The following is a 24,168-nucleotide window of genomic DNA, read 5'->3' on the forward strand; positions in this document are numbered from 1 at the left end:
GGGAGTTCTTATGATAAAGGTATCAGTAATCGTACCGGTATATAATGGAGAAAAATATCTGGAACAATGTCTGGACAGTATTTGCAATCAGACATTGCAGGAGATTGAGATCATATGTGTGGATGATGGTTCAACCGATTCATCCTGGGATATTTTAAATCGATACAAAGATCAGGATGATCGTATTCAGTTGTACAGGCAGCAGAATCTGTATGCAGGTGTTGCCAGAAACACAGGAAAATCACATGCAACAGGTGAATATCTGGTATTCTGGGATTGCGATGATTTCTTTGAATCGGATGCATTGGAAAAAATGTATGGTAAAGCAAAGGCTGTAGATGCAGATGTTTGTGTATGTGGTGGAAATCAATTTCTGGAGTCAAAACAGAAATTATATCCATGGCCGCCGTATCTCTCGGTCAAAAATATACCGGAGACAGATACATTTAATCGTTTTACAAATCCGGATTATTATTTGAATTTTACGAACGCAGCAGCCTGGAATAAGATATTCAAACGGTCTTATATTGAACAGCTAAAACTGGATTTCCAACCGGTTCGTAATGGTAATGATGTATATTTCACAGTAAATGCGATTGGACTTGCGGATCGAATCACTGTATTGGATGAAAAACTGGTTAATTACAGAGTAAATCAGGCGAGTGGACTTGTTTGTTCTATTTCTAAATCACCTCTGTCGCCGATTCAGGCATGGATGGATATTGCTGAGAATCTGGAAAAATACGATGGGTTTGGAGAACGTAGTTTTGCCAACAAAGCAATTGGAAGTATGATCTATATGCTCCAGAATTTTCAGAAATGGGATGCTTTCAGACAGGCAGTTGAGGCTTTAAAGGAATATGGGCTTGAAAAAATGCATATTCAGATACAGGAAGATGGTTACTATTATAGTGTATGGAATGGAGAATGTGTCAGACATCTGTATCAGGATACACCGGAAGAATTTGCCGTTTTTTTTGCATATTCCGTATATGTTCAAAAATCGGAAGCGTATGCTGAGAAACGTGGAATGAGTCAGGATCTGTCATTGCAGAAGAAAGCATATAAAGATCTGACGAAACAAAACCGCGCAAATGAAAAGAAAATCGCACGAGATGAGAGCAAGATTACAAGACTTGAAGAAAAAAGAGATGTATTAAAAGAAAAAAATGCTGATCTTAAACGTCAGCTTACAGAACAAAAGAAAAAGAATGAGGCTCTTGGGAAGAAGCTGAGGACTGTTGAACAGGAGAATCAGAAGATAAGAGCATCCTGGTCTTTCCGGATCGGAAAAGTCCTTGTGTGGCTGCCCGGTAAGATCAAGCGGTTATTTCGAAAGCAATAAAACAATTTAAAATCGCACTGCGATAGGAAAAATCTTATTTTAAGTAGAAAAAATGTTGCATTATGTCGAAAAGTTGAGTATAGTATAAACAGATGTACGCAGATTGAAGCGTGCATCTGTTTAAATGAATACAAAAGTTATAAAAGAAAAGTGGGGGGAGAATCATGAACGCAATTCTGAAAGTTCACAATCAATTCAGCAAGCAAGAATTAAATCTGATTCATGTTCTACATCGGGAGATGGTAGCATGATGGTCGCATTAGCCTTAGCAGTTGTTGTATTAGTCATAATTATCTGCATTCTTCTGGTAGCTTTTGCAGAGCAAAGAGTGCAGTATGAGACCAGAATTTTAAACCTGCAAAAGGAACATAAACAGTTTTTAGAAGAATTAAACCGTAGGATCGAAGATATGAGAGCGGAGAATCTGTAGAGAAGTTTATCTGTGACCTGTTCAAAAAAGAATCCGGTAATGAAAAACAAAAATATTTACATTTTCCATTGAAATGTTATACTAATGCTGTATATTGTGCAGTATTTCCGAGGACATATCGTGACTGCCGCATATATTGATATTAGGAAACGAAATGGAGTAAGTCTGAAATGGAATTTGAAAATGATGTTAAAACAGTCATTGCAGAAATGGCTGAGGAATTAAATAAGAATTATTCAGATCAAAAATTATTTGATCTTTCACTGGGTGAACGCCTTCCGCAGAAAGATGAGATCATTGATTTTGTAGATGAACTTCGGAAAGTAACATTTCCGGGCTTCTTTGGTAGAGAGAATATGGCATATGCTAATAAGAAATATTTTGCAGGACATAAGTTATCGTTGTTATATGATAAGTTGTTCCGTCAGATCAAGGTAGCATTGAGTTATAAAAACGATGCCAAATCCTATCAGGAGATCACAGAAGACGCACAGGAGAAGGCACTGGGCTTTATCCGAAGGATACCGGAGGTGCAGGCGTTGCTTTGCAAAGATGTAGAAGCAGAATATAATGGAGATCCTGCAGCGAACAGCAGGGAAGAGATCATCTTCTCTTATCCGGGTTTATTTGCGATATTTGTATATCGATATGCACATGTGCTCTATCAGATGAAGGTACCATTTATTCCAAGAATCATGACAGAATATGCGCATGGCGAGACAGGAATTGATATTAATCCGGGTGCAAATATCGGCGAATATTTCTTTATTGATCATGGAACGGGAATAGTTATCGGTGAGACCACCGATATCGGAAATAATGTAAAGATCTATCAGGGAGTTACTCTTGGTGCACTGTCGACCAGAAAAGGTCAGCAGCTATCCGGCATAAAACGTCACCCGACCATAGAAGACAACGTAGTCATCTATGCAAATACAACCATTCTAGGTGGTGAGACCATTATTGGTGCAAATTCCGTAGTGGCGGGAAATACCTTCGTAACGAAGTCCATCCCTGCAAACACCAAAGTTGCCTCCACTATGCCGGAACTCGAAATTAAAACCTCGAACTAAACGGACAAAACAGATGAACTATCCACAACAGCCTGACTATAATTGATTCGCGCAATTTCTATTCGATGTACATGACTGATTCGTAAATACTCCTGTGCCAACTCGTCCTTCGGACTCAAACAGGCACCCGTATTTACTGGCAATGTGCATCTCATAACGAAATTTTCGCTAATGTCAATATATAGTCAGGCTGTTGTAGATAATTTATCTGTTTTTGTCTTTGATACAGATATAAAGTCTGCGTATCCGGCTGCTATATAAACAATGACATTCATGTAGTTTCGTGATGAGATACACTCTAGCCGTCAGCACCAAGCCCATGTCTGAACCCGTAAGGGTGAGTTTGGGCGACTGCTGACAAATGGGCGAGTGTATCGAGTAGAAACGAAATGAGTCATGTGTTTATATAGCAACCGGGTATGCAGACTTTATATCGTCATGAAAGACATTACAAATACCGGAACATTTCTTTGGCGTCTTCTTTTTTGGTGGAGTCGGCGATCATTGTCACTTCAACCTTGACGGTCTTGTTGCCGAATCCAATCTCGATAACGTCGCCAACTTTTACATCGGTGGATGCTTTGGCGACTTTATCGTTTATCATAACACGTCCGGCATCGCAGGCTTCATTTGCGATGGTTCTTCTTTTGATCAGTCTTGAAACCTTTAAATATTTGTCTAATCTCATTTGTATATCTCCTTTTGTATTTTAAATGATAGTGTTCTATATAGTCATAAAAGTATTTTGTTGGAGGTCTTATGCCATCCCGTTTGCTGTTTTGTATTTGAAGAGCATCTCGGCATGATTCTGTTCTTCAATCTGGATGTCGGCAAGAAGCTTGCGGATTGCACTGTCGCCAAAGATGAATACATCACTGTTATATTCAGAGGATGCGAGCTTTTCACTGGTGATACAGTCCGTTGCAAGAAAGGCATCGTCCTTCTTGTCCTGAGACTGTCCGAGCTGGCTGTAGGTAGCTTTTGGGTCGTAGTCTCTGCCATCACTGTCATTGCAGTTGCAGCTTGGCACGGTTCCGGTCAGAACCTGCTCCAGACTGTCGTAGTGCTTCTGTTCATTCCTTTTCAGCGTGGTAAATAATTCCTGTAACACAGGATCCTTTGCCTGGGCTGCATATTTGCCGTATTTGTCAATGCAGGCCTGTTCCAGTGTCTGAAGATCCTTGATAGCCTGTTTTTCTTTCTCTTTTAAAACCATAGTTTTTGCCTCCTGTATTTTATATGGGTTGGTACATATAACAAGCACACATAGATAAATGAGTGGTGCTCTGTTTTTTGCATCTGTAAGAAGTATTACCAGAAGACAATCGGATTATTCCGGAAAACAGAAAAACAAAAGGGATGCTGATTTATACGATGCAGCATCCCTTAAGTACTTGATTCATTCTATAAAAACTAGTTAAGTGAATCCTTTAAAGCCTTACCAGCTTTGAATTTTGGAGACTTAGAAGCAGCGATTGTCATTGTTTCGCCTGTTCTTGGGTTTCTACCTTCTCTTGCTTCTCTTTCAGCAACTTCGAATGTACCGAAACCAACTAACTGAACCTTCTCACCCTTCTTTAATTCTTCAGCTACAACGTCTGTAAAAGCCTTTAAAGCCTTCTCAGCATCTTTCTTTGATAATTCTGTCTTTTCTGCCATAGCAGCAACTAATTCAGTCTTGTTCATCGAAAAAATCCTCCTAAAATACTCATAATATATTATCCTGGTGAGCTAAACCGGATAACTCCTGGCGTAGATCACGCCCCAACATGTATATTTATACCTAAAATGCCAGTATTTGTCAAGGTTAGAACGCCATTTTGCCTTGAAAAACCTAGATTTTTCGCTACTTTTCAAGGCAAATGACACAGAATTAGTTCTCCATCTGTTTTCCGAGAAAATTAGCAGCAATGATCGCGGTTTTTTGTTCTGTTTCACCGAAACGCATTTTGTCATCCTTACTCAACACAATGACTGCACCGATCGCGTCGCCCTCACAAATGATTGTCTGAATTACCTGACCTGCATATGCAGTATCATCTGAAGTGATATTGACATATCGTGTATCACCATGTCGGGCAATAATATTTTCTCGATCGTTAATGACTTCCTCCAGATCTTTGTGGATTGCTTTGCCTACCAGATCTTTCTTGGGCATTCCGGCGACAGCAATGATCTGATCACGATCGGCGACACAGACCGGACAACCAAGGATCTGTGAGATGGAATCCACATACTGTTGAGCAAAGGTTCCGAGCTCTCCAAGCGGGGAATATTTTTTTATGATAACTTCGCCGTCTTTTCCGGTAAAGATTTCGAGTGGGTCGCCTTCCCGGATACGGAGCACGCGGCGGATCTCTTTTGGAACAACGATCCGGCCAAGATCGTCGATACGTCTGACAATTCCAGTGGGTCTCATACTTGTATTTTCCTCCAATGTCATATTTTGTAAGAATGTCTTAACTGTTCAGTTATGATACATTCTCTTTTGCTAAGTTTTAGCTTTGTAGTTAGTATGTGGCAAATATGTGGATTTATGCATTTGCGAAGATACTTAAGCAGCAAAGCTATTATTATAAATAATATATAATAATATAAAATTATTTTTTTATATGCTTGGTACAGATATCAGGATTACGTCATAATTTAAGCAGTGTGAATGACCATCTGTCAAAACCTATCAATATCGGCAAGATGGAAGAACTGTTTGTTGAGATATGGAATTGAGAACATGTTCTACTGCAGAAATAAGCTTCATATATTGTTCTAACAGACTTAAGAAAGCTTCTGAAGGCTTTTGGCGGAAGGGTGGAGCATGGAGAAAACGCAGAATACTACGAGCGGGCATAAGCTTATTATGGATGCAAGAAAGGAGGCCAGAATAACCGGAGTGGAGAAGGTCATCTCATTTGAGCCGGATCTGGTATTCCTGATCACTGAAGCAGGCAAGATGAAAATAACCGGAAAAGATATGCATATGACGAATCTGGATATTGAGAAGGGGCTGCTTGATCTGACAGGTAAGGTTGACTGTATCTGTTATATGACGGATAAAGAGAACGGAACATTTTCAATTAAGAGGCTGTTCAAATAATGACAGAGATGTTGGAGCAGCAGTCAACAGCCTTTGCAGTATGCGTATTATTCGGGGTCGGGATAGGATTTATCATAGGCTTGTTTAATGCTTTTAAAAAAGTGATAAATATAAAAGACGCTTGGGTTGGCTTTATAGATCTCCTTTTTTGGCTGGTATTATGTGCGGCAGTGATTTGGACGACATTTACCTATAACAGCGGCGTGATACGTTTGTATATTTTTTTAGGATTTTTTTCTGGAATCGGGCTGTATTTTTCTACTATAAATTGGGCTGTTTCCAGACTCTTGAACTATATATTGTGTGAGTTGAAAAAGGGGTTGAGAAAAGTGATTTTTCGGGCAAAAATGCTTGTTGACATAATTTGTTCGAGAAGGTAAAATTATGTCAATACACTTCGAAAGCACTGTTTTTTTAGGAAAACAATGCATCGAAAAAAAGAAGCCGGACAATAGGGGAATGGATCATGGGTAGAACAAATACCAGAAGAAAACAATCAAAGATATGTACAGCGATCATTATTGTTTCGCTTTTGCTGTTAGCAGTGATCGTGGTAGTAAAATCTATCTCACTTCGTGAACAGAAAGCAGAATTAAAGGTTCAGGCAGCAGAGATCTCAGCACAGATTGAAGAAGCACAAGATGAACATAAGAAGCTGGAAGAAAAAGAAGAATATATGAAGACGAAAAAGTACGTTGAGGAAGTAGCCAGAAATCAGCTCGGTCTGGTATATCCTGACGAAATAGTGATTCGTCCGAAGGAATAAGTACATAAAAGAGCCGGAAAAATAAAAAATAGTCAGAATAAAGCGATTGCTGTTTTCAGCATTCGCTTTTTTTTTACGTGTTATCTCCGTATAATGTCTGACACTTAAGGCGAAAAGGGAGGACACATATATGAATGAAAAAAAAGTGAATCGTATGCTGTTATATCTGATCGGATTTCTATGCGGACATTCTGCGATCGTTGGTATGCATCCGTTTATGGTTCCGATGCTTATTGCAGTTTATTATATGAGACAGAGTACGTTCGGTCTGTTCACAGCAATGCTTTTTGGCGGGGCGGCGTTATATGGCGGACCGGGTTGGAACACGGAACAGATATTCCGGATGGGACCGTATGTGATGGGAATGGGTGAAAACTCTGCTGCGTATTTCTTGATAAAATACAGTGTGATCCTGGTGGCTGTTCTGGTCTGCATGAACCTGGAAGGTGGATTGAAATGCAGGCGATCGGGAGGAACTCGTACATATCTGATACTTGCCGGAAGCTGTGGATTAATAATATTCGTCTGGTCGTTTATATGTGGTATGTACATTTTCGGTATGCAGGATGCGGTGCTTATGGCTTTATTTGAAACAGTGATATCTGTCGGAACGATACCTGTATTTCAGACAGGAACACAGGTTTTGTTGTTACAGAAAAGAGAGAGAGATAAGTACAATGAGGAATTGCTGGGGGTTCTTGTTCTGACTGCTGTCTGTATGTGGGGAATGCCATATATGATCGGTAGGGCAGTGAGCTGGCTGTTAATGTGTAGTCTTTATGTGTCGTGGTATACACTTCACAGGTTTGGTGCAGGTTACGGAATGGCTGTCACAGGCGTATGCGGATTCATTGCGGCGGTTAAGAGCGGAAGACCGGAATTAGTCGGTGGATTTTTTATATTTGCAATATTGATCCTTGCAGGGCGCGCACTTTCGGATAAAAGAAAAATGGGAACCATTATGGCGGTAACTGTAGCCTGTATTCTGACGGGACTTATGTATGATGATTATTTCCTGACATTTGATGGAATCAAAAGTGTGGGAAGTGCGCTGCTGATCTTTGCGGCGACCCCCAAATGGTTGCTTACGGTTCAGGATGGATGGATTCAGTCACAGTATAATCTTCAGACGGCGACTGAGATGAACCGTATCACAGCAGAGAAGATACGGGAATTATCCGGGGCATTTAAACGGATCGAATATACGCTGGCAGGATGTGGACCTGCTGCAGCAAGAGTGGATCTGGGTGAGGTCGGAGATATGATCGGAAGATTTTCCGATAATCTGGAAACTGCTGAACCGGTTTCATTGAACAGGGAAGAACGGCTTCGTGCAAGCTTTATGGAGCATGGGGTTATCATGACACATTTATCATCTATGAAGAATGAGATGAATCATATTCAGTATTATATAACAGCAAGAACGAAGAATAAGAGGATCATGCTGTCGAGGGATGCGGCAGAAATCATGTCTGAGGTATTGGACAAGCAGATTCGCGTGTCAGAGGATACACCTGCGATCATATCGGAAAATGATCGTGTGATCGTATTTGAGGAATGCGCAAAATATCGTTGTACATATTTTGTCCGTAGAATTAAAAAATATGGGTCAAATGTCTCGGGGGATAATTTTTCGGTAAAGGAGCATGAGGATGGCAGGCTTATTATGATGATATCAGACGGAATGGGCAGCGGAAGCCTTGCGTCCTGCGAAAGTACATTGATGATCGATACAATGGAGGAATTGCTGGATGCCGGATTTGATCCCTCTTATGGAATAACATTTTCAAATGACTGCATATCGGCAAAGAACAGTGGGAGGTGTTTTACGACATTTGATATGGGAATCATAGATCTGTACAGCGGAGAATTGACACAGTATAAGCAGGGGGCAGCACCGACTTATATTATTCATGAAGGGGATACGGAGGTGCTGCGGGGAGCATCCCTGCCGATCGGTGTCCTTGAATCTGCGGAATGCGATGTGATCCATCAGGAACTACAGCCGGAAGATCGGGTAGTAATGGTAAGTGATGGAGCTTTGGGAGATGAGGATGAGATGCAGGAGATCATTTCCACGCTGAAAACGGATGACTGCAAGGAGACACTTGATCGTATTGTCTCACAGGTGCTTTTCCGCTGTAAAGGTAAACTTGAGGATGATGTGACGGTGATCGTGGCAAAATTGGAAATAGCATAAACTTTCCGGTTTGTTACTTGAAATTTATAGTTGGCTTGTATTAAGATAACGAAGAAATGTATATGACCGGATGTAAAATAACGAAGCTACATATATCGGTGAATGTAGGATTTTAAAGAAACGTATATACAATATGCATACAAAGATACAGGTAATGAATATAGATGATCGAATATCCGAATCATAGAAGACGGACAGGTGTGGAAAACAGATGACAGAAAATACATTAGAAGAACAGATTTATCAATTTATAAAAGAACAGAATTTGCTTGAAGCAGGAGATAACTGCATCGTTGGTGTGTCCGGCGGAGCGGATTCCATCTGCCTGCTGACGGTTCTTGCAGGACTTCGGGAGAAAATAGAACTCAAGTTATATGCGGTCCATGTTAACCATATGATCCGCGGAACAGAGGCAGATGCAGATGAATCTTATGTGGCAGAGTATTGTAAGAAGCTTGGAATACCATGTGACTGTTACCATATCGATGTGCCGCAGCTTGCAAAGGAACAGAAGCTGACGGAGGAAGAAGCGGGAAGAAATGCACGGTATGGGGCATTTGCCCGGGCAGCGGACAAGTATGGCATCACTGATTATAAGGTGGCAGTTGCTCATAACAAAAATGATGTAGCAGAGACGGTATTGCTCAACATGGTAAGGGGAACGGGGATTGCCGGAATGGCCGGAATACCGGTAAAGCGGGACCGGATCGTGCGTCCGTTACTTTCATGTACCAGAACGGAGATTGAGGCTTATCTGGAACAGCAGGGGATACAGTATTGTACGGATTCCACAAATCTGGAAAATGATTATGCCAGAAATAAGATCCGTAATCAGGTGATTCCGGCATTTAATGAGATAAACACACAGGCAGCGGCACATATCAGTCAGGCAGCAGCCTATGCGGGTATGTATGATACCTATGTGATGAAGCAGGTAGGATATTTTCTGGATGAACATATGGAGATACGGAAACAGACCGGAAAAACAGATGCATATGTATTGGAAATCGGGAAGCTACGGGAACAGGATGAACTGATCGAGGATCTTGTGATCTTAGAATTGATTGGCAGAGTCAGCGGCGGAAGAAAGGATATCGGTCAGAACCATGTAAGAGAAGTGAAGAAGCTGTATCAGGCAGCTGCGGGAAGCCGGATCATGCTTCCGCATGGTGGAATGGTATATCAGAATTACGGATATCTGTGTTTTGAGAAGGCAGCAGAGGGCGCACGCGATGTCGACTGGCAGGAGATAGTTATAAAAGGTGCAGGTGAATATATCCTGCCCGGAATGGGAAGGATGAAGATTGAAATATTTGAGAAATCTGTTCATTTAGATTTAACAAAAAAAGAGTATACGAAGTTTGCAGATTATGATAGAATACAGAATGGCATTACTATCAGGAAATATATGGAAAATGACTATATGGTGATTGCATCAGACGGCTCAACGAAGAAGATAAACCGGTTATTTTCATCCTGTAAGATACCGGTGGCAGAGCGTTTGCAGATACCGCTTGTAGCTTCCGAACATGACATCATCTGGGCAGTAGGCGTCCGGTTGAGTGAGAAGTACAAGGTACGGCCTGATACAAAAAGAGTAATATGTTTAGAATATATACCAGAAGGAGAAAATGAAGATGAAAGAGCAGATCAAAGTCATGATATCTGAAGCTGAAGTAGATAACAGAATCTCAGAGATGGCAGCAGCTATTGATAAAGCATATGCAGGAAAGACCGTTCATCTGATCGGAATATTAAAAGGGAGTGTATTCTTCATGTGTGAGCTGGCGAAGAAGATCACGGTTCCTGTAACCATGGATTTTATGTCAGTCAGCAGTTATGGAGATGATACGAAATCATCAGGAATTGTGAAGCTGAATAAGGATCTGGATGAATCAATAGAAGGAAAAGATGTGATCGTAGTTGAAGATATTCTCGATTCAGGAAGAACGCTGTCGTATCTGATCAAATTATTAAATAACAGAAAGCCGGCGAGTATGCAGGTAATAACTCTGCTTGATAAGCCGGAGAGACGTGTGAATCCGGTTGAATTATATATGACAGGATTTACGATCCCGGATCGTTTTGTAGTAGGATATGGACTTGACTGTGCGCAGAAGTACAGGAACCTTCCATATATCGGAGTGATTGAACAGTAGATATCAGACTGTTTATATAAAAAGACAGACCAAGATGAAGGAGTAGACAATGAATAAGAAGAGAGCAAGAAGTGCTGTTGTGATCTATGCGATCATCCTTATTGTCGGATTCCTGCTGATCAACAAATGGCTGGGTGGCAGCAGTAATGTTGCGACCAATTACAGCTATACGGAATTTTCGGCAGATCTGAACGCGGGAAATATCGCAGCGGTAGATATTACACAGAATACAAATGTGCCGACAGCAACCGTAGATGTGGAGTTTGTTTCCGGAAAACAGCTTACATTCTATGCGGCAGATGTTAATGAGATTATTAAGATCTATAATGACTATGAAGCAGCAGTTGATAAGAAGAATGCGACAGCTTCTGCAGAGGATCAGGTAAAACTGGCAAAGTATAATCTGTACGATGTGCAGAAGGAAAGCATGCTTGGCATGTGGATCCCATATCTGATCATTATGATCATTATGGTCATTATCATGACATTCATGATCGGACGAATCCAGGGTGGTGGATCCGGCGGACAGATGATGAACTTCGGAAAGAGCCGTGCCAAGAAGAATGAAGATATCGGAAAGACGGTTACATTTAAAGATGTAGCAGGATTGGATGAGGAGAAAGAAGATCTGGAAGAGATCGTCAGCTTCCTTAAGAATCCGGGAAGATTCGTAAAGGTTGGAGCCAGAATCCCTAAGGGTGTTCTGTTAGTAGGACCTCCGGGAACAGGTAAGACATTGATGGCAAAGGCGGTTGCAGGCGAAGCTGGTGTACCGTTCTTCAGCATTTCGGGATCTGATTTTGTGGAAATGTTTGTCGGTGTCGGTGCTTCCCGTGTAAGAGATCTGTTTGACGAAGCAAAGAAGAATGCACCATGTATTATTTTCATCGATGAGATCGATGCTGTTGCAAGACAGCGTGGTACCGGACTTGGCGGTGGACATGACGAGAGAGAGCAGACCTTGAACCAGTTACTTGTTGAGATGGATGGTTTCGGTGTAAATGAAGGAATTATCGTTCTTGCAGCAACCAACCGAGTAGATATTCTTGACCATGCGATCTTGAGACCTGGTCGTTTTGACCGTAAGGTATTCGTAAACCGTCCGGATGTCAAGGGCAGAGAAGAGATCCTGAAGGTTCATACAAAGAATAAGCCACTTGCAGAAGATGTAAATCTGAATGATATTGCAAGAACAACGGCAGGTTTTGCAGGTGCTGATCTGGAGAACCTGATGAACGAAGCTGCCATCTGTGCAGCAAAGGATAACCGTGCTTATATCGTAAAAGAAGATGTAGATAAATCATTTATCAAAGTAGGAATCGGTGGAGAGAAGAAGAGTCGTCTGGTACCGGAGAGCGAGCGCAGAATCACCGCTTATCATGAATCCGGTCATGCGATCCTGTTCCATCTGCTTCCTCATGTGGGACCGGTTTATACCGTATCTATCATCCCGACCGGAACCGGTGCAGGTGGATATACGATGCCGCTTCCTGAAAATGATAACGTATTCATGACAAAGGCAAAGATGTTAGAGGATATCAAGGTAAGCCTTGGCGGACGTATCGCAGAAGAACTGATTCTTGAGGATATCACAACAGGTGCTTCGCAGGATATCAAACAGGCAAGCCAGTATGCCAGAGCAATGGTTACCAAGTACGGTATGTCTGAGAAGCTTGGTCTGATCAATTACGAAAGTGATGATCAGGAAGAAGTGTTCCTTGGACGTGATCTTGGTCATGCAAAGAATTACAGTGAGAAGGTTGCGGGAGCGATCGATAAGGAAGTTAAGCGTATCATCGATGAATGTTACGCAGATGCCAGAGCGATCCTTGAAGCACATGAAGACATCCTTCATAAATGTGCAGCGCTTCTCCTTGAGAAAGAGAGAATCGACCGGGCTGAGTTTGAAGCATTGTTTGATGATGTTCCAAATGCAAACTCTACTGCAAACGCAGAGCCTTCAACAATATAGACAATAGTAACACGAACAAATTGATTGAAAACCAATAAAAATTTGTACATGTTGCACAAAAACGGCGTTTTTTGAATAATTTCAAAAAACGCCGCTCTCTGTTTTGCACAATAAAATTTTTAAAATAAAAAAATGTTTGGGCAGACTTTTAGAAGCATTTGTATATAATAATACTTGTAACCCCCCAATACATTATATAGTTTTGGCTACACCCCATAAGTAACAAAATACCTTCTCCAAAAGAGGCAGTCGTGCGTTGACTGTCTCTTTTATTTTTTGGCGGGCACCACCGATTCATCCTGACGGTCTGGGGCTGCCTGTCTATCTGCATTATAAATAACTTTCTGCGGTTTCTGTTCACTGCACATGTCTGATTCGTAAATGCTCCTGTGCAACTCGCCCTTCGGGCTCAGACAAGCACCCGCATTTACTGACAATGCGCAGTAAACGACGAAATCCTCAAAAACGTTATATTATAATACAGATAGACAGGCAGCCCCAGACCTATATGTCTTATCTTTTGCCTAGACAATTTTCATGGCAATAGTCCGTATAAAAAGCCCCACAGCATCCTCCGCCGCTTCCCGGGGGTCTGCCCCTGTTATAAATACCTTGCTACGTTTTCTATTCACTGCACATGTCTGATTCGTAAATACTCCTGTGCTAACTCGCCTTCGGCTCAAACAAGCACCCGTATTTACTGACAATGTGCAGTTCATAACGAAAGCCTCGCAATGGTATTTATAACAGGGGCAGACCCCCGGGGAGCGGTGGAGGATGCTGTGGGGCTTAGTTTTTGCCATTGGTTGTCAGCATAAAAAGGTTGTCTATTTATTAAAAAAGTATTAGAATGAAAAGGCATAAACGAAAGGGAGAGTTTTGAATGTCCGACAAATACACGAACGCAGAAAGAATTCATGATTATATATATGATCTGAAGCCGGTTATCAATGTAGGGGGATTGTTTTCCGATGGTTCTGAATACTATAGAATACCGCAGGAGCCTGGAATCAATGACCAGGTGAAGGTTAGATTTCGAACATGTGCAGATAATGCCGATGAAGTTTATTTGATCTACAATGGCGAGAAGCTCGTCATGTCTGTTGAAGAATCCGATGATTTATTTGATTACTATACGGCGGTGATCCCAGCCGGAGAGAAATATATATCCTATTATTTTGAGATCCATTCGGGCTGTGTGACCTGTTATTATAACAGGATCGGTGTACAGAAGAATGTGAATCCGGACTATAACTTTGAAATCTGTCCGGGCTTTGATGTACCGGATTGGGCAAAGGGAGCTGTCTTTTATCAGATCTATGTGGATCGTTTCTGTAATGGAGATCCATCGAACGATGTACTGGACAACGAATACTGCTACATCGACAGTCCTACCAGGCAGGTGAAGGACTGGTATGAATATCCGGCAAATATGGATGTCGGACGTTTCTATGGCGGAGATCTTCAGGGTGTTAAGGATAAGTTAGATTACCTGCAGGATCTGGGTGTAGATGTTATCTATTTTAATCCGTTATTTGTATCACCATCCAACCACAAATACGATATTCAGGATTATGATTATATTGATCCGCATTTCGGAAAGATCGTTGTGGATGAGGGCGAATGTCTGCCGGATGGCGTAAAAGAGAATAAAAGAGCAACGAAATATATCAGCCGTGTAACCGACAAACGAAATCTGGAAGCCAGCAATCAGTTTTTTGCAGAATTGGTGGAGGAGATTCACAGTCGTGGTATGCGTGTTATCTTAGATGGTGTATTTAACCATTGCGGTTCCTTCAACAAATGGATGGATCGTGAGTGTATCTATGAGAATCAGGAAGGCTACGAGAAGGGAGCATTTGTATCCTGGAGCAGTCCGTATAAGTCATTCTTTAAGTTTTATAACGAAGAGGTATGGCCGTACAATACCACCTACGATGGTTGGTGGGGGCATGATACACTTCCAAAGCTGAACTATGAAGATTCCCCAAAACTGGTGGAATATATTTTGAATATAGCAAAGAAATGGGTGTCCCCTCCATATAACGTGGATGGCTGGCGACTGGATGTTGCAGCAGATCTCGGACATTCGGAGGAATATAATCACAAGTTCTGGAGAATGTTCCGTAATGCAGTCAAAGAGGCAAATCCAAATGCAATCGTACTGGCAGAGCATTATGGAGATCCGAAGCCTTGGTTAAAGGGCGATCAGTGGGATACCGTTATGAACTATGATGCATTTATGGAGCCGATCACCTGGTTCCTGACCGGTGTTGAGAAGCACAGTGATGAGTTCCGTGGCGATCTGTTAGGTAACCCGGATACATTTATGGGAGCCATGAATTATCATATGGCGAGATTCCAGCGTCCATCCCTTGAGATTGCGATGAATGAATTATCAAACCACGATCATTCCAGATTCTTAACCCGTACAAACCGGAGAGTCGGACGTACGCATACGATGGGGCCGCAGGCGGCAAATGAGGGTATCGATAAGAGTATATTCCGTCAGGGCGTTGTATTCCAGATGACCTGGCCGGGAGCTCCGACGATCTACTATGGAGATGAAGCAGGACTTTGTGGCTGGACTGACCCGGATAACCGTAGAACGTATCCGTGGGGCAGAGAAGATATGGAACTGATCCGGTTCCATAAGGACATGATCCGTATTCATAAGAACTATGAGGCTCTGATCCGTGGCTCAGTTATGTTCTTATATGGAGCACATAAGATTATCGCATATGGACGGTTCACAGATACAGAGCAGCTGGTTGTGATCCTGAATACGAATTATGAAGATATCGATGTGAAGCTGCATGTCAGACGGATCGGTGTCAAGAATCATGAGGTTATGCGCAGAGTGATGTTCACAAATGAAGAAGGCTACAGTCTGGAAGCCTGTGACTACAAGGTAGAGCATAATATGCTTTATCTGAAGGTACCGAAGATGTCGGCTATGGTTCTTGCAAACGTGGGAAGGGATATTTAAAGAGGAAACTAAAGCCTTGAAAAGTGATTTTGAGAGAAAAAGATTCATACAACGATTTGTGATCCTGTCTGTAATACTGTTGGCAGTGGTTGGAATCGGTATACGGTTCCTGTTCGGTGGCGATGAAAAGAGAATTGCGGTTATCCTGCTGATATTAGCGGTCGGGCTTGTAATTCTGTTTTTCATCAGTTATCGGGAGATCAACCATACTTATCGGGAGATTGAGCATGTGTCGGATGAGATGCTTCGTGTAGTTCAGGGAGAAGATGAGCTGCCGGAAGAAGAATACATGCAGGGTACGATCGGAATCTTATATACGAACTTTTATAAGATGGTGACATTTTTAAAAGAAAGCAAAGAGCGGGAAATGTCAGAGAAAGTATTCTTACGTGATATCATGTCAGATATCTCTCATCAGCTTAAGACACCGCTGGCATCCTTAAATGTATTCATCGATCTGCTGTTAGATGATTCCTTTACAGATGAAGAAAAACGGATGCGGGTGCTTAACGAATCAAAAAATCAGCTTACCAGAATGGAATGGATGGTATTATCTCTTTTAAAGCTTGCCCGGATTGAAGCGGGAGCAATCCAGTTTGACCGGAAAGAATGTGATCTGAAGCTGTTGTTATTACAGGCAAGAGACAGCGTAACCTATCTGACGGAGAGTAGGGAACAGGAGGTTCATGTGATCTGTGAGGATGGCAGGAAGCTGGTCTGTGACGGTGACTGGCTGGTAGAGGCGATCATCAATCTTTTGAAGAATGCATCAGACTACTCACCGGAGAAAACAGAGATCACGGTTGAGGTAGAACACAATCCGGTCTTTACCAGGATCTATGTCAAGGATCATGGAATGGGGATCGCAGAGAAAGATCTCGGAAATATATTCAAACGATTCTACCGTGTACACCATGATGTGAATCCAAACAGTGTCGGAATCGGCTTATCCCTTACAAAGTCTATCGTAGAGGGAATGGGTGGCAAGATCACGGTACGGAGTGAAGAAGGATCAAATACCTGGTTTATCATTACATTTGTACATGTAGATTAAGTTGATTCTAAAAAGAAGTCTAAAGAAATTATAATTTAAAAGGGGGGGTAGTATGAAACGCATACAAAAGAAAAGCGTAATACTTACAAGTCTTATATTCACCATTATTTTATTATTAAACTTAATACCATTTTCTGCCAAGGCAGAAGAACAAAGAGGAAAACCGCAGGCACTTTCATGGCTCAAAGAAATGGGTGAAGAAAGTGGGGAATGGAAAAATGCAGGACTTCCGAATTTCACCTGTAATGCAATGGCAGTATTGCGTGAAGAAAAAAATGAAACAGACAGTACGTTTTTAACAAAATGGGAGCAGGAACATACGGTGCTTAACGTAGATGAACTGGCACATCTTGCATGGGCAAGGGGATGTCAAAGCTATCTGGATACAGCCTGGGAGTGGCAGAATGAGGATGGCGGATTTGGCCTTACAGAATCCTATACGAGCGATGTGTATGATACTATGCTGGTATTGCTGGCACAAGAAGCAGTATGGGAAAAAGACGGACTGGAAGAAATCACAGATAGTACGGAACAGAAATATCATTCAGATAGGATGACGAAGGCTGTTAATTATCTGATTGGACAGCAGAAAGCGGACGGAGGTTTTGGTTATACAAAATTTGACATATCCGTACCGGAATTATCTGCACAGGTTGGTATCGTTTTGTTATTGGCGAGTGTTGACAATGCTTCTGTGTACGAAAAGTTGGACAGCTACTGCCAGAATGTTTTTACTGCAGATTTTTCTGAAGAGACATTTTTGGAACAGGCAAAACTGGCAGGTTATCTGTACAAAAGGGAATTAATAAATGATACCGATGATGTGGAAAAGAAGTTAAATGCTGTACAGGCAGAGGATGGCAGCGTATATGGAAGTGTAAAGGATACCATACAATATATTCTGTTGGTACGGGAAATCGAGCAGTACCATTCATTGAAGTTTGAAATAAAGAATCTGATAACGGAAGCAGACAATTATGTACTGGAAGCAGACAGGAAACAACAGGTATCATTACAGACAACCATACAATATACCATTAACCAGGAGATGAAGGCTGTTATTCGTTACACTTTACTGGAAGATGGGGAGATCATAAAGACAGAAGAAAAAGAATGTCTTTTTATCCCGAAACAGGAAGAACAGAAGATAGACGCTGTTATGGATATTGTTGCGACCGAAGGCAGGACATATGTACTCCGTACTGAAGTGCTGTCTAAGGAAGATGCGGGAATAGAGAATATATGGAAAAGTACTGAGTTTAATTTTACGGTGCATAAAAAGGAAAAGCCTGAACTGAAATTGACATGTACAGTTAAAGACGGTGAAGATTATGGTATAGAGCTTGACTGGAATGACATAACAAATGATGAAGAAAGATATGGTTACAGGGTATCTAGAAAGCAGGGAGACGGTGTTTGGGAGACACGCTCTACATGGAACGGAAATGAAAAGGTAAGGGTGCTTAATATATATCCTCGTTTAACGGCGGAAAATTATCTTGTCGACTGGATGGAAACGACTGTAAGCGGAACAGGTGAGCCGGCAGGAAAAGGCTTATTTGATATAGATACTGTTTATATAGATGATTATAATACCGAGCCTGAAGAATATCTGTTTGATGAGGACGGAAATTATAAATATGATGTTCTGATGTTTGGTTCAAGTGATTACAACGGACCTATAGGATCACCAAAAGATTTAAATGAAAAATCATATATAGAAACTAAGAAATTCATAGATTCAGGCAGAGGTGCTTTGTTTGGACATGATACGCTTTGGTACATGCCTTATTTTTTAAAATTTTCAGATATGCTTGGAATGAAAATGGGAGGCGCTTCATCAGGATTTTCAAATAAAGTAAAAGTAGTAAAACAAGGGTTCCTTACAGGCTATCCATGGAATCTGTCAGGTACACTTGATATTCCATGGACACATACACAGGGACAATGTTCGGGCGGCAGTCTGGGATCGACTGTGTGGATGGAACTGGAGACGAATGGGAACTGTACGGATTCAGCTACCGGTGTGACATCAAGTGCCTATTTATTTACAAATAATCAGCTTGCGATGATACAGACAGGACACAGTAATGGACTTGCTACAGATGATGAGCGTAAGGTACTGGCAAATACACTTTTTTATTTAAAACAGTTTACATACAGTACAGGTTCAGCTGATAAATCATTTTACGATCTGGACGCGCCTGTTGTTGATGATCTGGAAATTTCGGATAACGGTATAGCAACTATATATGGCGAGGACAGGGGGACAACATATCAGTATTACGTTGAAGGAATAGCGGCAAGTTCTGAGACGGAGAACATACAGTCAAATATAGTGACGGCAACAGCTTTTTCAGGATTAAAGGGCTATATAGTGGAGGTAAGCGATAAGGAGTATATAGAGGATATTGCAGAGTATGATGAGAAAGGAAATCTTATATCTGACATAGTTCCGGCTAATCAGGATAAGGCAACTGTGAATCTTGGAGAATGTACCCCGGGAACTACTGTATATATTCATATACGTCCTGTTGATAATGCGGGAAATATCGGGGAAGAATTTGTTCAGGAGATAGAAATACCTGATAATGAATCGTATTTTGATCTTCCATATGCATTATTTGCAAGTGAGGAAGAAGTACAATTATTCTGTTGTCAGGCAGATGTAAAAGGTATTGTGTATGGAAACGAAACATTCAGATTTCAGGGAAGTACCTTAAATCTTCTTGGTACGGCATATTCTGCGGGAAAATTGCAGATAGCGGGAGGAGATCTTCATATAGCAGAGAAAATCGAAAATGCTTCGCAGATAGAACTTCCGAATTATATGACAGACATATTGGACAATATGAAACAGAATACGGGAATTGAAGAAATCGCAGAGTACAATATGGCAAATGTAACCAATCCTACTATATGTAAAACGACTACGAGAGCATGGTGCAATAGGGTTAATATATTCGCAGATTTAGTTTCGAACGGAGATATATCTTTTAATGCAAATGTTATGACTCTTGGATATAAAGATCCTGTAGTAATAGCTTCAGAAAATGGTGACATAACTATACAGGCGACAAACGTAAATGGAAACGGATTGATATATGCTCCAAATGGTACTGTTACAATAAATGTGTGTGATTTTGACTATAAAGGAAGCATAATTGCAAAGAAAATCAATATACAGGCAACTTATTACCAACATAAAATTGAGGATAAATAAATGATAGAAAAAATTAAAACTTATAAATATGGATATAAATGCATAGCAATGCTGCTTGTATTTGCGTTAAGTCTGAACATGCTTGCCGGCTGTGGAAAAAGCGGCAGTGTAAATAATACGGTGCAGGATGAATATAAAACGGAGAATACTGCGCCTGAAAAAGATACAGAGAAAGAGTCGGCGGATAGTCAGGAGAATACTATGCCTGCCTCAGAACTTCTTGGCACAGAACTTGATACGCTGGAAGATCAGGTAAAAAGTGGAAATGTGGAAGAGACAGCCACACATCTGTATGCTGTCGAAGAAGCCTTTGGACAGATGGCAGAAGAAGCTGAAGAAATAATCGGAAGCAGTGATGAATTAAGTAACCTGTCAGATGAAGCACAGTCTCTTCTGGAGAAAAGAAAAGGGGAATTTCAGGCAGAACTGTCGGAGAGAAAGACAAAGGCAGAGGATATAGAGAAAGCCCTGAAGGAGAACATATCATCAGAAGATGCCGCTGAGGTATTGGGGCTCATAGAAGAAGCGAGAGAGCTGCTTAGAGCTGATGAAGATGTACATACATATGGATCAGAGATTTCGGATAAGCCGGAAGTATACAGGGCGGTTGAAGCGGAGCTTTATAATGCGGAAAAAAGTGATGTGGAGAATTTCACAGCAAAAGACTACACTTCGGAGATTTCAGATGAGAAGCTTATTTCCTGTACAGGGATTATGGAACTTACCGAAGAAATGAAGAAGCTTGCCGGTGAGCTTGATACGCCGCTTAATATATATAATTACATAAAGAACAACATAGATTATGAATATTACTATGGTAGCAGGAAAGGTGCTGCAGGAACATTTGAGTCAAAGGGCGGAAATGATGTAGACCAGGCAGGGCTTCTTATTGCTATGCTTCGATATAAGGGATATCCTTCAATGTATGTAGAGGGCAATATACTTCTTGAGCCTGAAAAAGCCATGTCACTTATGGGAGCTGATACAGCAGAGCATGCGGCGGCTGTACTTGCATCAAATGGGGTGCCTGTAACAAGGCTTACATCCGGGGGAAAAACCGTATATCTAAAAATAGAGCATGTATGGGTGAGAACCCTTGTACCTTACGGCAACTACCGGGGAGCGGGAGATGCAGATGGAGAGAGCGTATGGATAGACCTTGATACGGGAATTAAGGAATATGAGAGTGTACATAGTGTATATGATACGGTGTCAGGAGATACAGATGAAATTGCGGCAAAGCTTGATGAGGCTGTATCGTCGGGAGCTGCAGAGACATTCGAAAATGTTTACAATGATATTTATGCGGAATGTGAAGATTCATTGTCCGGAATGGATTTAAATAGTGTCTATTTCAGAAAACGTATAATAAAACAGAGAGATGAAGTGTATCTTCCACTTTCTCTGCAGTATGAGGTAGATAGTGAAGAGGGAACATTTGCGGAATTACCTGACCGATTAAGGGATCAGGTGACATTTGAAGTGGATGGCTGTACTCTTGGAAGTTTCAATGCGGATGAGCTTTCGGGCAAGAGTATACTTCTCTCTTATGAGGCTGCAACTGATGCTGATGAAGAGATCCTTTCGGGATATGGGGATATATTTACAACTCCATCGTACGCAGTACATATGACGCCTGTACTTTATGTGGATGGGGAGGCTGTAAGTGATAAGGAAGAGGAGCTTTTATACAGCCCTCTTGGAACGGACAGCAGCTTCAGCATAGTGTTCCATACAAATGAAGGGAACAACAGAATAACGAATACAATTACAGCAGGTTCGATGTATGCGGTAACCATTGATGTACAGAGCATAAGTGATGCGGATATGGAAAGTCTTTATGATGAGATAATCACTCTTAAGGACAGTGTGTCAGAGAAAAATGTCTATAGCCCTGAATATATGGGAAGATATCTTGAGATGACGGGCAAACTGTATTTTGCCCAGTTGGATTTGACATATGCCGCAGCAGCGGACAGTTATAATGTTGCAGCTACAAGAAATATAAGTGAAGCAATAACAGGTTATGAAGCTGAAAAGGAATACATCTATGGAATGGTAAGCGGAATTGATTTCGGCTATATGTTCATGGATGTGGATAAGGACAGCCACAGTGTGGTGAGCCTTCTGGGTGATGAGAATGCGGAGCGGGAATATCTGCTTACGACCGGTATAATGGGTTCGGAATATGAGAGTGGAATTTTTGAAGAACTTATGGGGGAACCTGCTGTTTCTACTATAAGTATACTCGAGGATGCTGTGGAAAGTGGAGTTGACATTCTGGCTATTAATTCTTCAAATCTTGAAGATGCTCTGATATTACTTGACACAGCGGACGAGGTGGTATCGGAGATAAGAACTGCGGCACAAAATGGCTATACGGTTTTCATTCCTCGTGAGGAAATGGTGTTTGGAAGCTGGAGTGGAACGGGTTATATAGTTCTCTCGGAAGACGGAACGGCTGCGTACAGGATATCGGGAGGGTTAAACGGCGGAAGTACCCAGAGCGAAGTAATATATGACACTATGGTTGAATTTGGACTTACACTTGTTGATATAACAGAGGGTATGCTCCTTATTTTCCAGTCAATAAATATGATGGCAGCAGCTGGGGCTGTATCGTTTCTTGGATCAGCGCAGATAGCTCTTGCTGGTGTGTGCATAGGTGTGAGTGTATGGTCGTGCATACAGACCTTTAAGCTGTTTGATGCGTATATGGATGGTAATGAGGAAGCGGGAGAAATCATTGTCAAACAGACTATATTTGATGTGATACTTACCGTAGGACTTTCATTATTTTCAGAGCTTGCAAAACCGATATTGTCTCTTACACTGAAAAATAAACTTGTGAAGTCTCTAGGTGCTGATGTAGTAGAGGAGCTATTGACAAACGGAGCCAAGCTGGAAGACATCAGCAAGCTGGTAACAAATCTTAAGAAGCTGGGACTTTCTGATGAAGTGATAAGTATGTTTGCAAAGAACTTCGGAGATACAGGACTTGACTGGCTGAGAAAGGCGAGAGGTCTTGGGGCGTCTCCTGATGTGTTGAAGCAGCTTTCACAGATGGATGGTTTTGCGGATAAGATGGACGAGATCTTCGAGCTGATGAAGAGTTCTTCGAAAAGCGCAGACGATGTAGCAGAGTGTCTTATCAAAAACGGAGATGAAGCAATAGAGATCATCCGAAAATATGGAGATGATGCAGTCGATGCGATTATAGTACATGGTGATGATGCTGTCACAATCATAGGGAAATACGGTGATGATGCTGTCGACAGACTTAAGCAGGGAAAGACGCCTGATGAGATTGAGAAGGAGCTTGGAGGCAAGCCGGGAGAGAATGTAACTTCTGGATTAACCAGTGAAAAGATAGCGGATATTTTAAATACGCCTAAAGGAAGCAGACCGAACCCGTCAGAATATCTGAGCAAAGAGTATATAGATAATCATTTGTCAAAATTTGATGATGGTGCAGCATATATTTTATCAAAGAAAACATATGATGATTACTTTGATGGTATGGATAAATTAGGGTGGCCGGATGGAACACAGTTTGTACTTCCTAAAAATGAGGTTGATAATGTGTTAAATAACGCAGGAGGTGATCTAACTAAATTAGAAAAAGAGCTGGGGTATAATATTGGTTCTCTAGAGAATGGTGATTATATAATAATGTATATAAATAATCCTAAGAAATACAATATTTCACTTCCAAGCGGTAACGAGATGGGGGCAAATAATAACTGGATACCGGGTGGTTATACATCAGGGGGAATACCGGAGGCGGTTGTATATGATCTTGATAATATACCGGAAGAAGTATATTTTAGCGAGCCGATAAAATTTAAAAGAAAATAAAGGAG

General features: G+C 41.4%; 18 protein-coding genes. 14 read left to right on the forward strand and 4 right to left on the reverse strand.

From position 1 onward, the window contains the following. The first annotated feature begins 10 nt into the window (after positions 1 to 10). The 3 genes from LK416_12355 to LK416_12365 all read left to right on the forward strand — a co-directional run bounded on the left by LK416_12355 (position 11) and on the right by LK416_12365 (position 2,848). Positions 11 to 1,345 (forward strand): glycosyltransferase, encoded by a 1,335-nt coding sequence (locus tag LK416_12355; protein UEA74435.1) that lies wholly within the window; start codon positions 11 to 13, stop codon positions 1,343 to 1,345. 247 nt (positions 1,346 to 1,592) lie between these two features. Next, positions 1,593 to 1,775, forward strand: a complete 183-nt coding sequence (locus LK416_12360) for a hypothetical protein (protein UEA74436.1) — start codon at positions 1,593 to 1,595, stop codon at positions 1,773 to 1,775. A gap of 170 nt (positions 1,776 to 1,945) precedes the next feature. Continuing rightward, positions 1,946 to 2,848, forward strand: a complete 903-nt coding sequence (locus tag LK416_12365; protein UEA74437.1) for a serine O-acetyltransferase — start codon at positions 1,946 to 1,948, stop codon at positions 2,846 to 2,848. Between the two features lie 448 nt (positions 2,849 to 3,296). Here LK416_12365 and LK416_12370 read toward each other — a convergent pair whose 3' ends face one another. The 4 genes from LK416_12370 to spoVT all read right to left on the reverse strand — a co-directional run bounded on the left by LK416_12370 (position 3,297) and on the right by spoVT (position 5,267). After that, positions 3,297 to 3,536 carry an RNA-binding S4 domain-containing protein gene (locus LK416_12370; GenBank protein ID UEA74438.1) on the reverse strand — a complete coding sequence of 80 codons (240 nt, stop codon included), beginning with the start codon at positions 3,534 to 3,536 and terminating at the stop codon, positions 3,297 to 3,299. A gap of 69 nt (positions 3,537 to 3,605) precedes the next feature. Next, on the reverse strand, positions 3,606 to 4,064 hold the full coding sequence (locus LK416_12375; GenBank protein ID UEA74439.1) for a ferritin-like domain-containing protein: 459 nt from the start codon (positions 4,062 to 4,064) through the stop codon (positions 3,606 to 3,608). Positions 4,065 to 4,261: 197 nt separating this feature from the next. Next, a complete protein-coding gene (locus LK416_12380) occupies positions 4,262 to 4,534 on the reverse strand; it encodes an HU family DNA-binding protein (protein UEA74440.1) in 273 nt (90 codons plus the stop codon). 187 nt (positions 4,535 to 4,721) lie between these two features. Continuing rightward, positions 4,722 to 5,267: a stage V sporulation protein T gene (spoVT, locus tag LK416_12385; GenBank protein ID UEA74441.1), complete on the reverse strand. Its 546-nt coding sequence runs from the start codon at positions 5,265 to 5,267 to the stop codon at positions 4,722 to 4,724. Positions 5,268 to 5,663: 396 nt separating this feature from the next. Here spoVT and LK416_12390 point away from each other — a divergent pair, with 396 nt between their 5' ends. From LK416_12390 to LK416_12440, 11 genes are all read left to right on the forward strand, one after another. Continuing rightward, positions 5,664 to 5,942, forward strand: a complete 279-nt coding sequence (locus tag LK416_12390) for a YabP/YqfC family sporulation protein (protein UEA74442.1) — start codon at positions 5,664 to 5,666, stop codon at positions 5,940 to 5,942. Beyond that, a complete protein-coding gene (locus LK416_12395) occupies positions 5,942 to 6,322 on the forward strand; it encodes a spore cortex biosynthesis protein YabQ (protein ID UEA74443.1) in 381 nt (126 codons plus the stop codon). Before LK416_12390 ends, LK416_12395 begins: the two co-directional genes overlap by 1 nt. A gap of 86 nt (positions 6,323 to 6,408) precedes the next feature. Next, on the forward strand, positions 6,409 to 6,708 hold the full coding sequence (locus LK416_12400) for a septum formation initiator family protein (GenBank protein ID UEA74444.1): 300 nt from the start codon (positions 6,409 to 6,411) through the stop codon (positions 6,706 to 6,708). Positions 6,709 to 6,838: 130 nt separating this feature from the next. Continuing rightward, positions 6,839 to 8,908 carry a SpoIIE family protein phosphatase gene (locus LK416_12405; GenBank protein UEA74445.1) on the forward strand — a complete coding sequence of 690 codons (2,070 nt, stop codon included), beginning with the start codon at positions 6,839 to 6,841 and terminating at the stop codon, positions 8,906 to 8,908. 211 nt (positions 8,909 to 9,119) lie between these two features. Further along, positions 9,120 to 10,577: a tRNA lysidine(34) synthetase TilS gene (tilS, locus tag LK416_12410; protein ID UEA74446.1), complete on the forward strand. Its 1,458-nt coding sequence runs from the start codon at positions 9,120 to 9,122 to the stop codon at positions 10,575 to 10,577. Continuing rightward, positions 10,546 to 11,067, forward strand: coding sequence for a hypoxanthine phosphoribosyltransferase (gene hpt, locus LK416_12415; GenBank protein UEA74447.1), 522 nt, complete (start codon positions 10,546 to 10,548; stop codon positions 11,065 to 11,067). The genes tilS and hpt overlap by 32 nt, the downstream gene beginning before the upstream one ends. Before the next feature lie 49 nt (positions 11,068 to 11,116). After that, the gene (ftsH, locus tag LK416_12420) at positions 11,117 to 13,039 is read left to right on the forward strand and encodes an ATP-dependent zinc metalloprotease FtsH (GenBank protein UEA74448.1); all 1,923 of its coding nucleotides are present in this window, start codon (positions 11,117 to 11,119) and stop codon (positions 13,037 to 13,039) included. Positions 13,040 to 13,922: 883 nt separating this feature from the next. Continuing rightward, positions 13,923 to 16,028 carry a glycoside hydrolase family 13 protein gene (locus LK416_12425; GenBank protein UEA74449.1) on the forward strand — a complete coding sequence of 702 codons (2,106 nt, stop codon included), beginning with the start codon at positions 13,923 to 13,925 and terminating at the stop codon, positions 16,026 to 16,028. Positions 16,029 to 16,044: 16 nt separating this feature from the next. Then, the gene (locus LK416_12430) at positions 16,045 to 17,082 is read left to right on the forward strand and encodes a HAMP domain-containing histidine kinase (protein ID UEA74450.1); all 1,038 of its coding nucleotides are present in this window, start codon (positions 16,045 to 16,047) and stop codon (positions 17,080 to 17,082) included. A gap of 52 nt (positions 17,083 to 17,134) precedes the next feature. After that, the gene (locus tag LK416_12435; protein UEA74451.1) at positions 17,135 to 20,305 is read left to right on the forward strand and encodes a hypothetical protein; all 3,171 of its coding nucleotides are present in this window, start codon (positions 17,135 to 17,137) and stop codon (positions 20,303 to 20,305) included. Continuing rightward, a complete protein-coding gene (locus LK416_12440; protein ID UEA74452.1) occupies positions 20,306 to 24,163 on the forward strand; it encodes a hypothetical protein in 3,858 nt (1,285 codons plus the stop codon). It begins immediately after the preceding gene. Positions 24,164 to 24,168 lie beyond the last annotated feature (5 nt).

Source organism: Lachnospiraceae bacterium GAM79, from assembly GCA_020735665.1.
Classification (GTDB): domain Bacteria; phylum Bacillota; class Clostridia; order Lachnospirales; family Lachnospiraceae; genus Coprococcus.

Excerpts from the sequence above, each read along its gene's own strand:
- LK416_12360 (UEA74436.1), top strand. The coding sequence starts at position 1,593 with ATGATGGTCGCATTAGCCTTAGCAGTTGTTGTATTAGTCATAATTATC.
- LK416_12440 (UEA74452.1), top strand. The coding sequence starts at position 20,306 with ATGATAGAAAAAATTAAAACTTATAAATATGGATATAAATGCATAGCA.
- LK416_12395 (UEA74443.1), top strand. The coding sequence starts at position 5,942 with ATGACAGAGATGTTGGAGCAGCAGTCAACAGCCTTTGCAGTATGCGTA.
- LK416_12365 (UEA74437.1), top strand. The coding sequence starts at position 1,946 with ATGGAATTTGAAAATGATGTTAAAACAGTCATTGCAGAAATGGCTGAG.
- LK416_12390 (UEA74442.1), top strand. The coding sequence starts at position 5,664 with ATGGAGAAAACGCAGAATACTACGAGCGGGCATAAGCTTATTATGGAT.
- hpt (UEA74447.1), top strand. The coding sequence starts at position 10,546 with ATGAAAGAGCAGATCAAAGTCATGATATCTGAAGCTGAAGTAGATAAC.
- LK416_12380 (UEA74440.1), bottom strand. The coding sequence starts at position 4,534 with ATGAACAAGACTGAATTAGTTGCTGCTATGGCAGAAAAGACAGAATTA.
- LK416_12405 (UEA74445.1), top strand. The coding sequence starts at position 6,839 with ATGAATGAAAAAAAAGTGAATCGTATGCTGTTATATCTGATCGGATTT.
- LK416_12400 (UEA74444.1), top strand. The coding sequence starts at position 6,409 with ATGGGTAGAACAAATACCAGAAGAAAACAATCAAAGATATGTACAGCG.
- ftsH (UEA74448.1), top strand. The coding sequence starts at position 11,117 with ATGAATAAGAAGAGAGCAAGAAGTGCTGTTGTGATCTATGCGATCATC.
- spoVT (UEA74441.1), bottom strand. The coding sequence starts at position 5,267 with ATGAGACCCACTGGAATTGTCAGACGTATCGACGATCTTGGCCGGATC.
- LK416_12375 (UEA74439.1), bottom strand. The coding sequence starts at position 4,064 with ATGGTTTTAAAAGAGAAAGAAAAACAGGCTATCAAGGATCTTCAGACA.
- LK416_12355 (UEA74435.1), top strand. The coding sequence starts at position 11 with ATGATAAAGGTATCAGTAATCGTACCGGTATATAATGGAGAAAAATAT.
- LK416_12370 (UEA74438.1), bottom strand. The coding sequence starts at position 3,536 with ATGAGATTAGACAAATATTTAAAGGTTTCAAGACTGATCAAAAGAAGA.
- tilS (UEA74446.1), top strand. The coding sequence starts at position 9,120 with ATGACAGAAAATACATTAGAAGAACAGATTTATCAATTTATAAAAGAA.
- LK416_12425 (UEA74449.1), top strand. The coding sequence starts at position 13,923 with ATGTCCGACAAATACACGAACGCAGAAAGAATTCATGATTATATATAT.
- LK416_12435 (UEA74451.1), top strand. The coding sequence starts at position 17,135 with ATGAAACGCATACAAAAGAAAAGCGTAATACTTACAAGTCTTATATTC.